Here is an 18536-nt window from a genome sequence, read left to right as displayed (position 1 = left end):
GCGAAGAAGCCAGGGGGGCTATGAGTTCCCTCTGAATCGGCGCTGAGAGGTGTCGCGCGGCGGATGTTGAGAGGGTGCTCAGAAGTGGGTCGGCGACGCTGGCGGCATGGCCGTCCCGCGATCGCAGAACAACCCGGTGACCACCCGTTTTCCGGTCCGCCGCCGTGCCGTGGTGCTGCCGCCCTCCGTCGTGCGGCTGGTGCCGGTGGCCGCGGGCGTGCTGGTGGGCGCCGGGGCGGCCGGGGTGCTGGGGCTGTGGTGGGTGGACACCTCCTCGGTGGTGGGGGCGTCGGGCTGGTTCACCGGGGCCGGGCGGATCTGCGGGCTGCTGGCGGGCTACGGGTGCGCGGTGCTGCTGGTGCTGATGGCCCGGGTGCCGCTGCTCGACCGGTACGCCGGTACGGACCGGCTGGCACGCTGGCACGCGTCGGGCGGGCGGTACGTGGTGGTGCTGGCGTCGGCGCACGTGCTGCTGATCGTCTGGGGGTACGCGCTGTCGGCGCACGCCGGGCCGGTGGCGCAGGCGTGGACGCTGGTGTGGACGTATCCGGACCTGCTGACGGGGACGGCCGGGTTCCTGCTGCTGCTGGCGACCGGGGTGGTCTCGGCGCGGGTGGCGAGGCGGCGGCTGCGGTACGAGACGTGGCATCTGCTGCACGCGGCGACGTATCTGGCGTTCTTCCTCGTCTTCGGTCACCAACTGTCGGACGGCGCCGACTTCATGGCGCACCGGCCGGTCCAACTGGCTTGGTACGCGCTGTACTTCGGGGCGGCGGCGGTGCTGGTGCGGTACCGCTTCGTGGCACCGGTACGGTCGGCGCTGCGGCACCGGCTGCGGGTGGCGGAGGTACGCCGGGAGGGCCCGGGGGTGGTGTCGGTGCTGGTGACCGGGCGGCGGCTGGACCGGCTCGGGGCGCTGCCGGGGCAGTTCTTCCGCTGGCGGTTCCTGGCGCCGGGCCTGTGGTGGGCGGCGAATCCGTACTCGCTGTCGGCGCCGCCGGACGGCCGGTCGCTGCGGATCACCGTGAAGGCGTCCGGCGGTCACAGCGCGGCGCTGGCCGCGGTGGCGCCGGGGACGCGGGTATGGGCGGAGGGGCCGTACGGCGGTCTGACCGCGGACGCCGCGCGGGCGGCGGGGACGCTGCTGGTGGCGGGCGGGGTGGGGATCACGCCGTTGCGGACGCTGTTCGAGACGTTGCCGGGTGACGTGGTGCTGGTCTACCGGGTGCGGCGGGCGGCGGAGCTGGTGCTGTGCGCGGAGCTGGACGCGATAGCGGCCCGGTCGGACCGGGCGGTGCACTACGCGGCCGGGGACGCGCCGGACGCCGTGCCGCTGACGGCGCGGGCGCTGGTGCGGCTGGTGCCGGACCTGGCGGCCCGGGACGTCTACCTGTGCGGCCCGCCGGGCATGACGGACGCCGCGCGCCGGGCGGTGCTGCGGGCCGGGGTGCCGCGCGGCCGCGTGCACCACGAGTCGTTCACCTTCTGACCGGCCGCCCGCGGTCGCGCGTTCCCCCCTTTTTTACGGTCCGTTCCCCTGCCTTCTCCCCGAGGAGCCGTCTGTGCGCCGTGCCGTGTCCACCGCTGTCCTGACCACCGCCGGTGTGGTGGTGCTGCTGTCGTTGAAACCGCACCACAGCACGGTGCTGCTGAGCGTGCCGCCGGTGCCGGGGGCGTCGTCGCCGGGACGGGCGGCGGGGCCGCCGAGGGACGGGACGTTCACCGGGGCGGCGGTGCGGACGCCGTACGGTCCGGTGCGGGTGGCGGCGGTGGTGCGCGGCGGGCGGCTGGTGGCGGTGCGGGTGATCCAGGTGCCGTCGGGGACCGGGCGGGACCAGCAGATCGCCGGGTACGCGGTGCCGCGGCTGGCCCGGGAGGCGATCGGGGCGGACAGCGCGCGCATCGACGCGGTGTCCGGGGCGAGTTACACCAGTCAGGGGTACATCGACTCGTTGCAGAGCGCGCTGGACCGGGCCGATGGCTGACGCCGGGCACCGGGCGGGCGCGATCCGGCACGTGGAGCACGTGATGGGGACCGTCTTCTCCTTCGACGTGCGGCCGCCGTACGGGGACGGGGTGCGGGCGGCGCTGGACGAGGCGGTGGCGTTACTGCACCGGGTGGACGCGGTGTTCTCCACCTACCGGGCGGACTCGGCGATCAGCCGGCTGGGGCGCGGGGAGGTGACGGTGGCCGACTGCGGTGCCGAGGTGGCGCGGGTCCTGGCGCGGTGCGCGCGGGCGCGGCGGGAGACCGGCGGCTGGTTCAGCCACACCGCCGCCGGCCGGCTGGACCCGTCGGGGCTGGTCAAGGGGTGGGCGGTGGAACGGGCGTCGGACCTGCTGCACGCGGCGGGCGCCCGCAACTGCTGCGTCAACGGCGGCGGGGACCTCCAGCTGCGCGGTGAGGCGGCGCAGGGGGTGCCGTGGCGGGTGGGGGTGGCGCATCCGCTGGAGCCCGGGGCGCTGCTGACCGTCGTCGAGGGCCGCGACCTGGCGGTGGCCACCTCCGGGACGGCGGAACGCGGCGCCCACATCACCGACCCGCACACCGGCCGGCCGGCCACCGCGCTGGCGTCGGTCACGGTGACCGGGCGCCGGCTGGCGCGGACGGACGTACTGGCGACGGCGCTGTTTGCCATGGGAGACGGCGCACGCGAACGCGCGGCGTCGTTCGACGGCCACGAGGTGCTCGCGGTGACGGCCGCCGGCGCGGTCTGGCACACCGCCGGCTTCCCCGGTGCGGTGGCGGGCGGGGTGAGCGAGGTGGGCGTCGTACGCGGGGGCGCGGTCGCGGCCAGGGGCGCGGTCGTGGCCGGCGGGTGGTGAGGGGGCGCCGCACGGCGGTTGCGTCGTGGCCGGGCGGGCGGTGAGGGGGGCGCCGCGCGGCGGCGGTCGGCCGGTACCCGGATCAGCGGGCCGCGCGGCGGGGATCGGTCCGTAGCGGGTTCGGGCGCCGCGCGGCGGTCACCCCGTGGCGGGGTCGGCCGGGCCGGTGAGCAGGAAGGCGCGGCGGCCGGAGCGTACGCCGTTGACCTGGAGCTCCAGGGCGTGTTCGCCGGGGTGGTAGGCGCGCGTGGTGATCGGGCGGAAGGAGTGGGTGCGGCCGACGGTGGTGGCGGCGCCGGGGGCGAGGGTGCGGGTGGTGAGCTTGAAGACCTTCGGTGTGGTGGTGCCGTTGGCCTTGCGGTGGTGGACGACGTAGTCGACGGCGAGGGTGACCGGGCGGGTGCCGCCGTTGCGGAGGGTGGCTTCGAAGCTGAGGGTGCCGCCGTGCTCGACGACGTCGGCGGCCAGCACGGGACCGGTGACCTCGATGTCGTCCGGCGGCCCGAACCCCTGGGCCAGCAGGGCAGCCGGGTCGCCCTGCTTGATCAGGGTGCGCAGGGCGCGGCGCACGAGGGCGGGGGTGTGCGCGTCGGGCGCGGCGGTCCAGCGGGCGGCGGCGTCGGTGGCCAGGGCGGGGGTGGCGTGGCTGACGTCGTTGAGGTGGTTGGCGACGGACCTGCGCACGTCCTCGGAGGGGTCGCGGTAGAGCGCGTCGAGGACGGGCAGGGTGACGCCGGGACGTTCCAGCAGGCCGCGGACCCGGCGGCCCCACGGCAGCCGCGGCCGGGTGCCCTCGCTGGCCAGCCGGCGCACGGCCGCGTCCGGCCGCCCGGTCCAGGACCGGACGGCGGCCAGGGTGCGGTCCAGGTCGGCGGCGAGGAAGGACCGGATGGCGAACTCGCAGGTCAGCCTGGGCGTCAGGGCGGTCAGCAGTTCCAGTCCCGCGTCGAAGTCGGCGGTGCGGCCCGACGACAGCGCGCGGTCCGCCACCGCCTCGCCGACCGGCCAGATCAGCCAGCCGCTGAACGCCTCCTGCTCCAGGGCGGTCCGCACGACAGCGGCGAAGCCGGGCCAGTCGGCGGGCAGGTCGGCCAGGGTCGCGTCACGGACCAGCCGGACCCGTTCGGCGAGTCCGAGGCCGTCGAGGGCCCCGGCGGCGTGCCGCAGCGCGGTCGGGGTGCTGCCGGGGGCGGCGAGGGCGACGCTGTCGCGCAGGGTACGGACGGTCGCGGCGCTGAGCAGTTCGTCGGCGGTGGGCACGGGATGGCTCCAACGGGGGTGTGCGGGGGCGGTGTTGCGGAGGACGTGGGCGGTGCCGTTGCGCGTCGGGTGGGGGCGGTTGCGGACGCGGGAGCGTTGTTCGCGGCCGGGCCGCCGAGGGGCTCGTGTCGTCAGTCGCCGGGGCCGGTACGGAAGACGGGCCAGCCGATCTCGGTGCGCCAGGCGGAGGGGTCGGGGGTCTCGTGGGAGCTGACGAGGTAGTTCTCCCGCAGCGGCCCGTCGACGGCGAGTTCGTGGCGGGTGACGTAGGTGGCCAGCGCGCCGTACGCGAGGTCGACGTCGCCGTGCGGTCCGTGGTGGACGGTGACGGCGAACTCGCGGGCCGGGACGGTGTGCGCGACGACCCGGCCGGCCGGGCGGAGGGTGCCGTCGCAGGGCACGAAGAGGGTGGCCGGACCGCGTTCGTCGGCGAACAGTTCGGTGGCGTAGTCACCGCCGGACGGTCCGGTGACCCGCAGGCCCTGCGCCTCGATCGTGGCGTACAGCTCGCCGAGGGCGCCCTCGAACCACGCTTCGGCGTCGCGCACGTCGATGACCTCGCTGATCGCGGCCGCCGCGACGGCCGGCACGCCGCGCGTGGTGATGCGGGGGCCGGGCGGCGCCGGGTCGCACAGCAGGTCACGGAGGGTGGCGGCGGCCTGCTGGGTACGGGCCAGGCTCGCTTCCAGCCGGGTGAGGTGGCCGGCGATCAGGTCGTTGCGCAGGCTGGGGTCGGGGGCGGTGAGCACCGCGCGGATGTCGTCCAGCGGCATGTCCAGGTCCCGGAAGCGCCGGATGACCTGGGCGGCGGGGATCTGGTCGGTGGTGTAACGGCGGTAGCCGGTGCGGGGGTCGACGTCGGCCGGCTCCAGCAGGCCGACGCGGTGGTAGTGCCGCAACGTCTTGACGCTCAGATGCGTGGCGCGCGAGAAGTCACCGATGGCGAGAGTGGACCGCATGACCCCAGTCTGCCGCCTCCCCCAGGGGGAGAGTCACGCACCGCTCCCGCCCCTGCGGGACGAACCCGGATCGGAGCCGGGACCGGAGCCGGGGCCGCGGGCGGGACCGGTCGGCGCCGGCGCCCACTGTGAAGACGCCCTGGCCGGTGACGGCACTCAGCCCGGGCAAAGGTTCAAGCCGGTGACGGCACTCAGCCCGTGCAAATGTTCAGGCCGGTGAGGGCGCTCGGCCGGTGCAAAGGTTCAGGCCGGTGAAGGCGCCCGGCCGGTGCAAAGGTTCAGGCCGGTGAGGGCGCCCGGCCGGTGAAGGCGCTCAAGCCGGTGCGGGCGCCCTCGCGTGCAGACGCCTCCCCGGTGAAAAGGTTCAGGCCAATCCGGCGGCCCCGGTGCGAGGCCCCGTGGCCCGGCCACACCCCCGGCGAAGGCCCCCTCGCCCCCGCGCAGGCCTACCCCCGGTGAAGACCCCCGCGCCCCGGCGAAGGCCCCGCGCCCGGCGACCAGGCCCCCGCGCGCCCCCGCGCCCGTCAGAAGTTCAGGCCCGGTGAGGCGAAGTAGTAGCGCCGGCAGACGAGGAGCATGCCTTCGGCGGAGAGGGTGAAGACGTCGACGAAGTCGATCCGTTCCGGACCGTGGGCGTGCCGGCCGGAGACCGGGGAGAGGTGGCCGGTGGCCACGACGCTGTGGCCGTCGGCGACGATCCGGTCGATGTGGTGGCGGGCGCGCGGGACGAGGCCGTCGGCGTGCATCCGCACGACCTGGTCACGGCCGCGGCCGGGCGGGGCGTCGGGGCGGTCGAGGGCGATGTCGTCGTCCAGCAGCGACCCGTAGCCGTCGACGTCGCCGCTGTCGAGGTAGTCGTAGGCGAGCCGCACGTGGTCGACGCCGGCCGCGGTGACGATGGGGCTGGGTACCGGCCGCCCGCTCGGGTCATTGCTCAAGGGATTCCCTTCCCTGCGGGGCGGCGTCGTCCGGCGGACCGCCGTTGTGTTGCCGCCGCGTGACGATTCCGGTGGCAACGCACACTGTCCGCGAGTGGCACAACCCCGCACTATCCCCCCACTATCCTGTCGCGTCGGCGTGTCGAGCCTCAGCCAGGAAAAATCCACGCTATGGACAGATAAGCCTACGTTCAGTAAGACTGCGGCCAACAATTCGCACCCGCTTCACGGGGGTTGGCAGTGCGACGCCGTACCCCGAGCTGTGCTGTGCGCCGTGCCCGAGCGGGGAGCCGCATGACCGAATCACCCGGCGACGGCGGAGCCCCCTCCGACAGGATCGCGTTCCGGATTCTCGGGCCCCTCCAGCTGACCGGCGCCAACGGCACCGTACGGATTCCGCCGGGACGCCAGGAGATCATCCTGGCCGCCCTGTTGCTGGAGGTGAACCGGGTGGTCAGCACCGACTACCTGGTCGACCTCATCTGGAACGACGAGCCGCCGGACACCGCGCGCACCCAGGTGCAGATCTGCGTCTCACGGCTGCGGAAGCTGTTCAGCACCGCCGGGGTGGACGCCGCGATCACCACCCGGCCGCCCGGCTACGTGGTCAAGGCCGACAGCGCGACGGTCGACGCGGCCGTGTTCGGGCGGCAGTTGGCGGACGCCCGGCAACTGGTCAAGCAGGACCGGCCCGCCGAGGCCGTCGACCTGCTGCGGGCCGCCGGTTCGCTCTGGCTCGGCAGCTGCCTCAGCGGCCTGGCCAGCGACACGCTGCGCAGCAAGGCGCTGCAACTGGACGAGGAACGGCTGACGGCGCTCGAAACGCGTATCCAGCTGGAGCTGGACCTCGGCCGCCACCACCAGCTGGTCGGCGAGATCGGGCGGCTGGTCCACGACCACCCGCTGCGCGAACGGCTGCGCGGGCAGCTGATGCTGGCGCTGCACCGCTCGGGGCGCCAGGCGGAGGCCCTGGACGTCTACCGGGTCGGGCGCGAACTGCTCGCCGAGGAGCTCGGCCTCGACCCCGGCGAGGAACTGCGGCGGCTGGAGTCGGCGATCCTGGCCGGCGACCCGTCGCTGCGTGCCGCCACCGACCGGCCGCGGGCGGGCGGGCCCGCACCGGCCGCACCGCAGCCCGCTGCTCCCCCGGTCGTGCCCGGTCCCGTGGCGCGCGAGGAGATCCCGCGCCAACTGCCCGCCGACACCGCCGACTTCGTCGGGGACGAGGAGCAGATCGCCGGCATCGGACGCGCCCTGACCGGCGACGGCACCCGGCGCGCGGTCGGGGTGACGGTCATCGTGGGCAAACCCGGCACCGGCAAGTCCACGCTGGCCACGCACGTGGCCCACCGGCTGAGCGAGAACGGCTTCCCCGACGGGCAGTTGTACTGCGACCTGCGCGGCACGGGGACGCCCGCCACCTCCTCGGAGGTGCTGGGCCGCTTCCTGCGCGCGCTGGGCATCCCCGGCCCGGTCATCCCCGAACTGCTCGACGAGCGCGCCGAGATGTACCGCACGCTGATGGCGTCGCGGCGGGTGCTGGTGGTGCTGGACGACGCGGCGTCGGAGAGCCAGGTGCTGCCGCTGCTGCCGGGCAGCAGTGCCTGCGCGGTGCTGGTGACCAGCCGGCTGCGGCTGACCGCGCTGCCCGGTGCGCACCGGGTGGAGCTGGACGTGCTGAGCACCCCGCGGGCCCTGGAGCTGCTGGCGCGGGTGATCGGCACCGGGCGGGTGACCGGCGAGTCGGTGGCGGCCGAGGCGCTCGTGCGCACGGTGGGCGGACTGCCGCTGGCGCTGCGGATCGTGGCGGCCCGGCTGGCGGCGCGACCGCACTGGACGCTGGCGTCGATGGTGCAGCGGCTGTCCAGCGAACGGCACCGGCTGGACGAGCTGACGCACGGGGAGATGACGATCCGCGCCAGCCTGTCGCTGACGCACGACGGGCTGGCGCCGCAGGACCGGGCGCTGCTGCGGCTGCTGAGCCTGGCGCAGGGGCCGACGCTGCCGGGCTGGCTGGCCGGCGCCCTGCTCGACGACCACCGCTCGTTCCCCTCCGACCTGCTCGAACCGCTGGTCGACGTGCAGATGCTGGACGTCGTCGGGATGGACCGCGGCGGGCAGTTCCGCTACCGGTTCCACGAGATCATCCGGGTCTTCGCCCGCGAACAGCTGGCGGCCAACGACACCCCGGCGATGCGCGCGGCCGCCTCGCAGCGGATGCTCGGCGGCTGGCTGTCGCTGGCCGAACAGGCGCACCGGCGCATCTACGGCGGCGACTTCACCGTGCTGCACGGCGCCGCGCCGCGCTGGAACCCGCCGGCCGGCTGCGTCGAGGAACTGCTGACGGATCCGCTGGAGTGGCTGGACGGTGAACAGGCCAACCTGGTCCAGGCCGTTGAGCACGCGGCCGGCGAACAGCTGCACGAGCTGAGCTGGGACCTGGCCACCACGCTGGTCACGCTGTTCGAGGTGCGCGGCGCCCACGACCAGTGGGAGCACACCCACCAGTTGGCCCTGTCGGCCTGCCGGACGGCGGGCAACACCCGTGGTACCGCTGCCCTGTTGAGTTCCCTCGGCTCGCTCTACCTCAGCCGCAGCCAGCACGAGGAGTCCCGCGACGCGCTGGGCACCGCGCTGGAGCTGTTCACCGGGATCGGCGACCCGCACGGCCTGGCGCTGTGCCGGCGCGACCTGGCGCTGCTGGCGCGCACCGACGGCGACGACGCGACGGCGCTGGAGCTGTACGCCGGGTCGCTGCGGGACTTCGACCTGGCCGGCGACGTGGTGGGCCGGGCGATCGTCCTCACCCAGAGCGCGCACATCCGGATGCGCAACGGCCAGCACGACGTGGCGCAGACGCAGTTGGACGAGGCGCTGGGCATCTACCGTTCGGTCGGCTACACCGGCGGCCTGGCGCGGACGCTGCGCCGCGTGGGGCAGGTGCAGTTGCAGCGGGGGGAGCACGAGCGGGCGGTGCGGACGCTGACCGAGGTGCTGGACCTGTGCCGGGAGACCGGTGACGTGATGGGCGAAGGCCACCTGCTGCGCGATCTCGGTCAGGCGCTGTCCGGTATGGGCCGCGACGACCAGGCCCGGCGCTTCTTCGACAGTTCGCTGTCGGTACGCGAGCAGATCATGGATCAGGGCGGCGCCGCGATGGTCCGGCTGGACCTGGCACGGCTGCTGGAACGGACCGGCGAACACATCCGGTCCCGGGAGTTGCTGGAGTCCGCGGCGCGCACGTTCCGCGACCGGCGGATGAGCCGTGAACTGCGCGAGGCACAGGGGCTGTTGGACATCGCCGTCTGACGTGCGCAGCTGTCGCCCTCCGGCGCGCGGGGGTCGGGGGCGTTCGGCACGGTGGCGCCGGGCCGCGTGACGCGGAGGCGTCCTGCGCGCGGGCCGGCGGAGGCGTCTTTCGTGCGGTTTCGCGGCGGCGCCCTACGGGCGGCTTCGCGGCGGCGTTTCGCACGGTCCGCGGAGGTGTCCTTCACGCGGGTCGGCTGAGGTGTCTTGCGTGCGGCGTCCTTCACGCGGGTCCGCGGAGGGCGTCCATGCGCACGGTCCGCGGCGGCGTCTGTCCCACGGGTCCGCTGCGGCGTCGATCCGCGCGGGCCCGGCAACCGGGTCAGTCCCAGGGGTTGTTGTCGGCGGGCGACGGGGTGGCGGCCGGGGCGGCGGCCTGGACGGTGTGGGTGGTTCTCGCCGCGGTGCCGCCGGTGTGGGCGACCGCTTGGACGCCGAGGACGGCGGTGGCGGCGAGGGCGGCGGTGGCGAGGGCGGTCCGCAGGGCCTTGGTGGTGTTCATCGGGGGTGTTCCCTTCACTGGTTCGTGCGTTGCTGTCCTTGTGGGCACCACGTTATGAAGAGCCGGAATCCCCGGGTTATCGCGGCTTCTATTCCCGCGCTATCTCCTGACGGCCCGCGGCGGAGGCCGGGATAGCGGTGATAGCGGTGATAGGGCCGCCCGCCGGGACCGTTGGTGAGGGGATGCTCCGCCGATAGCGCCGCGCGGACGATGGGTAACCGGAACCGGATGGCGGTCAGTCCGCATATGGACGTCGCGTGACGTGCCGCTCCGGGTTCCGACCCACGCCACACCTTCTGCGGGAGCGCACATGACCAGTCCCCATCCGGAAAGCACGGTCGGCGGCCACGCCGGCACCGCAGCGCGGGACACCTCGCGGTTCGGCGCGCTGGTGCGCGGCCACCGGCAGCGGATCGGGCTGACCCAGCGGGAGCTGGCCGACCTGTCCACCATCAGCATGCGAGCCATCCGCAACCTGGAACAGGGCCGCGCGACAAGACCCCGGCCGGAGACGGTACGGCTGATCGCCGACGCCCTGCGGCTGGGCGACCGGGCCCGTACCGCGCTGGAATCCGCCGCGCAGCAGCGCGACTTCGACCGGATCGCCCCCGCCGACCTGGGCACCGAGGCGCCCGCGCCGCCCACCGCGCTGCATCCCGCGGTGGGCCGGGAACCGGAGACCCGGGTGCTGGCGGACGAACTGTCCAGCGGCGCCGAGCGGTTGGTCAACGTCGTCGGGCTCGGCGGCGTCGGCAAGACCCGGCTGGCCCTGGAGGTGGCCGGCCGGCTGCACGCCGACGGCACCCCGGTGCTGTGGTACGCCTTCCCCGGTACGACGCCCGACTATCTCCCTTCCTGCGAAGCGGAGTTGGCGACCGTGCTGCACGACGGCGTGACGGGCCTGTACGGCGGACCGGCCGGGCGGACCGCGCCGCTGGCCGAACTCGTCGCTGAACGGCCGGTGTTGCTGGTGCTGGACGGTGCGCCGGACCGGCCGCTCGCGGACCGGCTGACCCAGCTGCTGCGCGAGTGCCCGGGGCTGCGGCTGCTGGTCACCGGTGAGCGGCCGTGGGACGTGCCGGGTGAACGCACCTTCCTGCTCGGCCCGTTGGAGGTCCCCGCGGCCGACGGTGACGCGGAGTCGGCGTCGGCGGCGCAACACCTGGGCGAGGTGGCGGCCGTGCGGGTCTTCCTGTCCCATGTGCGGCGGGTACGGCCGCAGTTCGTGGCCACGCCGGCCGACCTGGCCCAGGTCGCGGAGATCTGCCGGCGCCTCGACGGCCACCCGATGGCGCTGGGGTCGGCCGCCTCCTGGCTGATGGTCTACGACCTGGGCACGCTGCGCGAGTGCGCCGGCGACGACCCGGTGGCGCTGCTGGACCACCTGGCGGGCGGTGACGGCGGCCGGTCCTTCCGGCAGGCGCTGCACCGGCGGCTGCACCGGATGCCGCGGGGCCACCAGGCGCTGATGGCGGACGTGTGCGCCGCGCCGGACGGCGAGTTCGGCCTGGCGGACGTGGTGCGGCTGACCGGCCGGCCGGCGGCCGAGTGCGGCCGCATGGTCCGCGACCTGCTGCTGGCCGGCGCGATCCGGCCCTTCCACCGCGGCGGCCGGTCGCTGTTCCAGGTGCTGCACCTCGTACGGGCCGTGCGGACGGCGGAGTCGATCACCGCCGCCGCGGCCGCGGGCTGAACCGCCGCACGGCCACCGCGGACGACGACCGGCCGCTGTCGTGACCGTACCGTCCGCCGTCGGCAACCGCTGTCGCGGGCCCACCGTTCAGCGCCCACCACCGCTGTCGTGGCCGAGCCCGTCCGCCACCGCCGTCGCAGCCCCGCCGCCCGCCGTCCACCACCGGCGTCGCGGGCCCACCGTGCACCGCCCACCACCGGTGCCGCAGCCGCACCGCCCACCACCCGGCACCGCCGTCCCGAGCCGGCCCGGTGCCGAGGCGGGCCTCCCCCGTACCGGCCGAGCCCCGGCGGCCCGACCCGGTGTCGAGCGGGCCGCCACCCGCGCCGCCACCTGCGGCACCCGGCCCGCCGGACCGGCTGCCGTCGCCGGTTCAGCTGCTCACCGAGTGCCGGAGGAACTGCCGCCCGCGGCGGCGGACCGCCCGTTGAATGTGTCCACGAGTTCCCCACCCGACCGCCCGGGCCGCGATCCCCGATCCCCGGCCGGACCGGCCGCGACGGCCGGCCCCGGACCAACCGCCCGGGTCGCCGCCGCCCCCGGGCCCGCGCGGCGGGTGCCGTCAGCAGCGCAGCCGTTACGCCTTCGTCCTCCCGATTCCGCAAGGAGCTCTCCCATGGCGCCCGACCAGGACCCCGCCGACCGCCCGGCAGCAGTCCGGCTGCCGTTGTCGGCCGCGCAGCGCGACATCTGGATGGCGCACGACGTGGACCGCACCGGCAGCCGGTACAACGTCGGCGAGTGCCGCGAGATCCTCGGCGCGATCGACCCGGGGGTGCTGGCGGACGCCTGGTACCAGCTGGCCCGCGAGGCGGACGTGCTGCGCATCCGCGGCACCGAGTCCGGGGACGACGGGATCTGGCAGATCATCGACACCGAGCCCGGCGACCGCCGGCTGCGGCAGCTGGACCTGAGCGCCGAGGCGGACCCGTTCGAGGCGGCGCGGGCCTGGATGGCGGCCGACCTGGCGGTGCCGTTCGACCTGACGGACGGCGGTTTCGGCCGGCACGCGCTCATCCGGCTCGCCGACGACCGCTTCGTGTACTACCAGGGCTACCACCACCTGGCGATCGACGGCATGACCCTGGCGCTGCTCGACGCCCGGCTGATCGAGCTGTACGAACGCGCGCTGGCCGGGGAGCCCTGGGGGCCGACGCCGTTCGCGTCGCTGGCCGAACTGCTGGCGGAGGACAGCGCGTACCGGTCCTCCCAGGAGGCGGCCGACGACCGGGCGCACTGGGCGCGGCACCTGGCGGGCGTCCCGGAGACCCCGCGCATCGGCGAGGGCCGCTCCGCCGGGCGCGACCGGGTGCCGGCACCTTTCGTGCGCCGCATCGTGCACGTCTCCGGCGCGGACACCGACCGGCTCAAGACACTGGCGCGGGCCCGCCACACCACGTGGCCGATGCTGTTCGTCACCATGGTCGCCGCCTACGTCCACCGGATCAGCGGCCACGACGAGCTGGTCGTCGGCCTGCCGGTGACCGGCCGCACCACGGAACTGAGCCGCCGCACCCCGGGCATGACGTCCAACGTGATCCCGCTGCGGATCGCCGTCGGCACCGACCGGTCGCTCGCCGAACTGGCCACCGAGGTGACCGCCGAGGTACGCGGCGGCCTGAAGCACCAGCGCACCCGGTACGAGGACATGTGCCGCGACCTGGGCATCGGCGAGTCGGAACGCCGCATCACCGCGCCGCTGGTCAACATCATGGCGTTCGTCCCCGGTCTGACCTTCGGCGGCCACGCCACCAGGCAGCACAACCTCGGCAACGGCCCCGTGGAGGACCTGGCCATCGCGGTCTACGACCTCGGGCCGGGCCTGGGACTGCGCATCGACTTCGACGCCGCGCCGGAGGTCTGCGACCTGGTGGCGGTCGACGCCCATCAGGACCGCTTCCTGCGCTTCATCGGCACGCTGCTCGACAGCCCCGAACTCCCGCTGCGCACCCTGCCGGTGCTCGGTGACGAGGAGCGGCACCTGGTCACCGAGGGGTGGAACAACACCGGCGCCCCGCTCGACGACGCCTCCCTGCCCACCCTCGTCGAGCGCCAGGCCGCCGAACGCCCCGACCAGCCGGCCGTCATCTTCGGCGAACACACCCTCACCTACAGCGAGTTGAACACCCGGGCCAACCAACTCGCCCACCACCTCACCCAACAGGGACTCACCCGCGGACACCTCGCCGGCATCCTCCTCGACCGCGGCATCCCCTTCGCCATCACCCTGCTCGCCGTCACCAAAACCGGCGCCGCCTACGCCCTGCTCGACCCCGAATTCCCCGACACCCGCCTCACCACCACCGCCCACGACGCCCACCTGCACACCCTCATCACCGACACCACCCACACCCACCGCCTCACCGGCCCCTGGACCACGGTGACCACCGACACCACCGACCTCCACGGCCAACCCCACACCAACCCCGAACACGGCACCACCACCGCTGACACCGCCTGCGTCATGTTCACCTCCGGCTCCACCGGAAAACCCAAAGGCATCCTCTCCACCCACCACAACCTCATCTCCACCCTCACCCACCAGACCTACGCCACCTTCGGACCCCACCAAACCTTCCTCCAGTGCTCACCCGTCTCCTGGGACGCCTTCAGCCTCGAATACTGGGGCGCACTCCTGCACGGCGGCACCACCGTCCTGCAACCCGGACAACGCCCCGACCCGGCGCACATCACCCGGCTGACCGCCCAACACGGCGTCACCATGCTCCAGTTGTCCTCCAGCCTGTTCAACCACCTCACCGACGACGCCCCGGAGACCTTCGCCGGCGTGCACACCGCCTACACCGGCGGCGAACCCGCCTCACCCCACCACGTCGCCCGACTCCAGGCCCGCTACCCCGCGTTGACCATCACCAACGGCTACGGACCGGCCGAGTCGATGGGCTTCACCACCACACACACGATCACCGCGGACTCCGCCACCGACGGCACGATCCCCATCGGCACGCCGCTGACCAACAAGCGCGCCTACGTGCTCGACGCACACCTCAACCCCGTCCCCCCCGGCACCGTCGGCGAGCTCTACCTCGCCGGCGACGGCATCGCCACCGGATACCTCGGACAACCCACCACCACCGCCACCCGCTTCATCCCCAACCCCCACGGCCCCACCGGCACCCGCCTCTACCGCACCGGCGACCAGGCCCACTGGGACACCCACGGCAACCTCCACTACACCGGCCGCACCGACACCCAGATCAAAATCCGCGGCTTCCGCGTCGAACCCACCGAAATCGAAACCGCCCTCACCGGCCACCCCCACATCACCCAGGCCGTCGTCACCACGTACCCAGACCGGCACGGCACACCGCAGCTGACCGCGCACGTCACCGCGGCACCGGGCCACGAGCCGGACGGGCGGGCGGTACGCGGCTGGTTGCGCGAGCGGCTGCCCGAGCACATGGTCCCGGCGTCGATCACCGTGCTGGAGCGGATGCCGCTGACCGCCAACGGCAAGGTCGACAAGCGCGCCCTGCCCGCACCGGTGCTGGCGGTGGCGCGGGGGCGGGCGGCCAGGACGCCGCTGGAGGAGATCCTGTGCGGGCTGTTCACCGACGTGCTCGCCGCGCCGGAGCCGCTGACCATCGACGACAGCTTCTTCGACCACGGCGGCCACTCGCTGCTCGCCGCCCGCCTCACCAGCCGGGTGGCCCGCGCGCTGACGACCCGGCTGACCATGCGCGACGTCTTCCTGCACCCCACCCCGGCCGCGCTCGCGCAGCACCTGGGCACCCTCGCCGCCCACCCGGCCCCGCAGCGCCCGGCGCTGACCGCGGTGGCCGACCGGCCCGAACGGCTCCCGCTGTCGCCCGCGCAGCGCCGGCTGTGGATGGCCTGCGACCTGGAGAGCGGCGGCGCGGCCTACAACGTGCCGCTGTCGGTCCGGCTGGACGGCGAGCTGGACGCCGACGCGCTGCACGCCGCCTTCCGCGACCTGACGCTGCGTCATGAGCCGCTGCGGACCGTGGTGTCGGTGGTCGACGGCGAGCCGTACCAGGTGGTCCGCGCGCCGCACGAGGCGGACGTGCCGTTCGAGCGCCGGTTGGTGTCGGCGGACGAGCTGGACGCCGCGCTGACGGCCGCGGCCGGTCACCCCTTCGACCTGGCCGCCGATCTCCCGCTGCGCGTCACGCTGTTCGACCTGGGCGGGGACGCGTACGTCCTGCTGGTCCTGCTGCACCACCTGGCGACCGACGGGCAGTCGGTGGGCCCGCTGTTCACCGACCTGGCCACCGCCTACACCGCGCGGCGGGCCGGCGGGGAGCCGACGTGGTCACCGCTGCCGGTGGGTTACCCGGACTACGCGCTGTGGCAGCGCCGGATGCTGGGTGCCGCGGACGACACCGGCAGCGTGCTCGGCGGTGAACTGGCCTACTGGCGCGAGGCGTTGGCCGGTCTGCCGCAGGAGCTGGGCCTGACCACCGACCGGCCCCGGCCGGCCGCCGCACTGCACCGGGGCGGTGCGGTCGAGGTGGACTTCGGCACCGAACTGCACCGCGCGGTGGCCGCGTTGGCGCGCGCCGAGCAGTGCACCCCGTTCATGGTGCTGCACGCCGCGCTGGCCGCGGTGCTCACCCGGCTGGGCGCGGGGACCGACATCCCGGTGGGGTCCCCGGTGGCCGGGCGGTCGGACGAGGCGCTCGCCGCTCTGGTGGGCTTCTTCGTCAACACGCTGGTGCTGCGCGCCGACACCTCGGGCAACCCGTCGTTCCGCGATCTGCTGGCCCGGGTCCGCACCGCCGACCTGGAGGCGTTCGCCCACCAGGAGGCGCCGTTCGACCAGGTGCTGGACGCGGTCGGGGCGGAGCGGTCGCTGTCGCGGCACCCGCTGTTCCAGGTCTGCCTGGCGCTGGAGAACGGCACCCCGGCGCCGACCGGCCTGCCGGGGGTGCGCTGCGGCGCGGTGCGGCCGGTCCCGCACGGCTCGGTGAAGTTCGACCTGGAGTTCCTGCTCAGCGGCGACGACGCCGGCGGCCTCACCGGCCTGGTGCTGTTCGACTCCGGCATCTTCGACGCCGCGACCGTGCGGCGGACGGCGGCGATGCTGCGCCGGGTGCTGGAGCAGGCCACCGCCGACCCGGCCGTCACCCTCGCCGCCGTCGACCTGCTCGACCCGGCGGAACGGCACCTGGTCACCGAGGGGTGGAACGCCACCGACACCCCGCTCGACGACGCCTCCCTGCCCACCCTCGTCGAGCGCCAGGCCGCCGAACGCCCCGACCAGCCGGCCGTCATCTTCGGCGAACACACCCTCACCTACAGCGAGTTGAACACCCGGGCCAACCAACTCGCCCACCACCTCACCCAACAGGGCCTGACCCGCGGACACCTCGCCGGCATCCTCCTCGACCGCGGCATCCCCTTCGCCATCACCCTGCTCGCCGTCACCAAAACCGGCGCCGCCTACGCCCTGCTCGACCCCGAATTCCCCGACACCCGCCTCACCACCACCGCCCACGACGCCCACCTGCACACCCTCATCACCGACACCACCCACACCCACCGCCTCACCGGCCCCTGGACCACGGTGACCACCGACACCACCGACCTCCACGGCCAACCCCACACCAACCCCGAACACGGCACCACCACCGCAGACACCGCCTGCGTCATGTTCACCTCCGGCTCCACCGGAAAACCCAAGGGCATCCTCTCCACCCACCACAACCTCATCTCCACCCTCACCCACCAGACCTACGCCACCTTCGGACCCCACCAAACCTTCCTGCAATGCTCACCCGTCTCCTGGGACGCCTTCAGCCTCGAATACTGGGGAGCACTCCTGCACGGCGGCACCACCGTCCTGCAACCCGGACAACGCCCCGACCCCGGACTGATCACGGAACTGACGCAGCGTCATAGCGTCACGATGCTCCAGCTCTCGTCCAGCCTGTTCAACCACCTCACCGACGACGCCCCGGAGACCTTCGCCGGCGTGCACACCGCCTACACCGGCGGCGAACCCGCCTCACCCCACCACGTCGCCCGACTCCAGGCCCGCTACCCCGCGTTGACCATCACCAACGGCTACGGACCCGCCGAGTCCATGGGCTTCACCACCACCTACGCCATCCCGGCCGACGGTGCGACGGCATCGGCCACCGTCCCCATCGGGACGCCGCTGACCAACAAGCGCGCCTACGTGCTCGACGCACACCTCAACCCCGTCCCCCCCGGCACCGTCGGCGAGCTCTACCTCGCCGGCGACGGCATCGCCACCGGATACCTCGGACAACCCACCACCACCGCCACCCGCTTCATCCCCAACCCCCACGGCCCCACCGGCACCCGCCTCTACCGCACCGGCGACCAGGCCCACTGGGACACCCACGGCAACCTCCACTACACCGGCCGCACCGACACCCAGATCAAAATCCGCGGCTTCCGCGTCGAACCCACCGAAATCGAAACCGCCCTCACCGGCCACCCCCACATCACCCAGGCCGTCGTCACCACCCACCCGGATTCCCGCGGCGCCCTCCAGCTCGTCGCCCACGTCACCGTGTCGCCCGAACACACCACGGACGCCCAGGAGTTGCGGGCCTGGACGCGGACCCGGCTGCCGGACCACCTGGTGCCGGCGTCGATCACCGTGCTGGAGCGGATGCCGCTGACCGCCAACGGCAAGGTCGACAAGCGCGCCCTGCCCGCACCGGCCGCGGCCCTCTCCCGGGGCCGGGCACCGCGCAACGGGCTGGAGCGGCTGGTCGGTGAGCTGTTCACCGAGATCCTGGCGGTGCCGGAGCCGCTGACCATCGACGACAACTTCTTCGACCACGGCGGCCACTCACTGCTCGCCGCCCGCCTCACCAGCCGGGTGGCCGCCGCCCTCGGTGCCCGTACGACCGTGCGCGACGTCTTCCTGCACCCGACGCCCGCCGCCTTCGCCGAACACCTCACCGCCCGCTTCGCGGTGGCCGAGGACGGCACCGCCGCCGCACCGGCCCCGGCCCGCCGCGCCCGGCCGGCGCTGCGCCGCCGCACCGAGTCCGGCGCACTGCTCGGCTCCTGAACCGCCGGGCCCCCGCGGC

General features: G+C 74.3%; 10 protein-coding genes. 6 read left to right on the top strand and 4 right to left on the bottom strand.

What is annotated here, in order from left to right; genetic code table 11:
* Window positions 1–106 precede the first annotated feature (106 nt).
* From POF43_RS11650 to POF43_RS11640, 3 genes are all read left to right on the top strand, one after another.
* On the top strand, window positions 107–1489 hold the full coding sequence (locus POF43_RS11650; protein WP_282704540.1) for a ferredoxin reductase family protein: 1383 nt from the start codon (window positions 107–109) through the stop codon (window positions 1487–1489).
* 73 nt (window positions 1490–1562) lie between these two features.
* Window positions 1563–1985, top strand: a complete 423-nt coding sequence (locus tag POF43_RS11645; RefSeq protein WP_271318741.1) for an FMN-binding protein — start codon at window positions 1563–1565, stop codon at window positions 1983–1985.
* Window positions 1978–2826 (top strand): FAD:protein FMN transferase, encoded by an 849-nt coding sequence (locus tag POF43_RS11640; RefSeq protein WP_282704539.1) that lies wholly within the window; start codon window positions 1978–1980, stop codon window positions 2824–2826. Before POF43_RS11645 ends, POF43_RS11640 begins: the two co-directional genes overlap by 8 nt.
* Before the next feature lie 138 nt (window positions 2827–2964).
* Here the strand turns inward: POF43_RS11640 and POF43_RS11635 are convergent, their stop codons facing one another.
* From POF43_RS11635 to POF43_RS11625, 3 genes are all read right to left on the bottom strand, one after another.
* Complete coding sequence (locus tag POF43_RS11635; RefSeq protein ID WP_271325664.1) at window positions 2965–4086, bottom strand: DNA alkylation repair protein; 1122 nt, start codon at window positions 4084–4086, stop codon at window positions 2965–2967.
* Between the two features lie 131 nt (window positions 4087–4217).
* On the bottom strand, window positions 4218–5045 hold the full coding sequence (locus POF43_RS11630) for a MerR family transcriptional regulator (RefSeq protein ID WP_271325663.1): 828 nt from the start codon (window positions 5043–5045) through the stop codon (window positions 4218–4220).
* A gap of 524 nt (window positions 5046–5569) precedes the next feature.
* Window positions 5570–5983 (bottom strand): nuclear transport factor 2 family protein, encoded by a 414-nt coding sequence (locus tag POF43_RS11625; protein WP_271322844.1) that lies wholly within the window; start codon window positions 5981–5983, stop codon window positions 5570–5572.
* Between the two features lie 294 nt (window positions 5984–6277).
* Here POF43_RS11625 and POF43_RS11620 point away from each other — a divergent pair, with 294 nt between their 5' ends.
* Window positions 6278–9292 carry an AfsR/SARP family transcriptional regulator gene (locus POF43_RS11620; protein WP_271322845.1) on the top strand — a complete coding sequence of 1005 codons (3015 nt, stop codon included), beginning with the start codon at window positions 6278–6280 and terminating at the stop codon, window positions 9290–9292.
* Window positions 9293–9611: 319 nt separating this feature from the next.
* Here the strand turns inward: POF43_RS11620 and POF43_RS11615 are convergent, their stop codons facing one another.
* On the bottom strand, window positions 9612–9791 hold the full coding sequence (locus tag POF43_RS11615; protein WP_271322846.1) for a hypothetical protein: 180 nt from the start codon (window positions 9789–9791) through the stop codon (window positions 9612–9614).
* Between the two features lie 310 nt (window positions 9792–10101).
* Here POF43_RS11615 and POF43_RS11610 point away from each other — a divergent pair, with 310 nt between their 5' ends.
* On the top strand, window positions 10102–11484 hold the full coding sequence (locus POF43_RS11610; protein ID WP_271322847.1) for a helix-turn-helix domain-containing protein: 1383 nt from the start codon (window positions 10102–10104) through the stop codon (window positions 11482–11484).
* Between the two features lie 616 nt (window positions 11485–12100).
* Entirely contained in the window at window positions 12101–18517 is a 6417-nt protein-coding gene (locus POF43_RS11605) for a non-ribosomal peptide synthetase (protein WP_282704538.1), read from the top strand.
* Window positions 18518–18536 lie beyond the last annotated feature (19 nt).

Origin of the sequence: Streptantibioticus silvisoli, assembly GCF_027947535.2 — a bacterium.
GTDB lineage: Bacteria > Actinomycetota > Actinomycetes > Streptomycetales > Streptomycetaceae > Streptantibioticus_C > Streptantibioticus_C silvisoli.
This window is presented reverse-complemented; position numbering and strand designations above follow the sequence as displayed.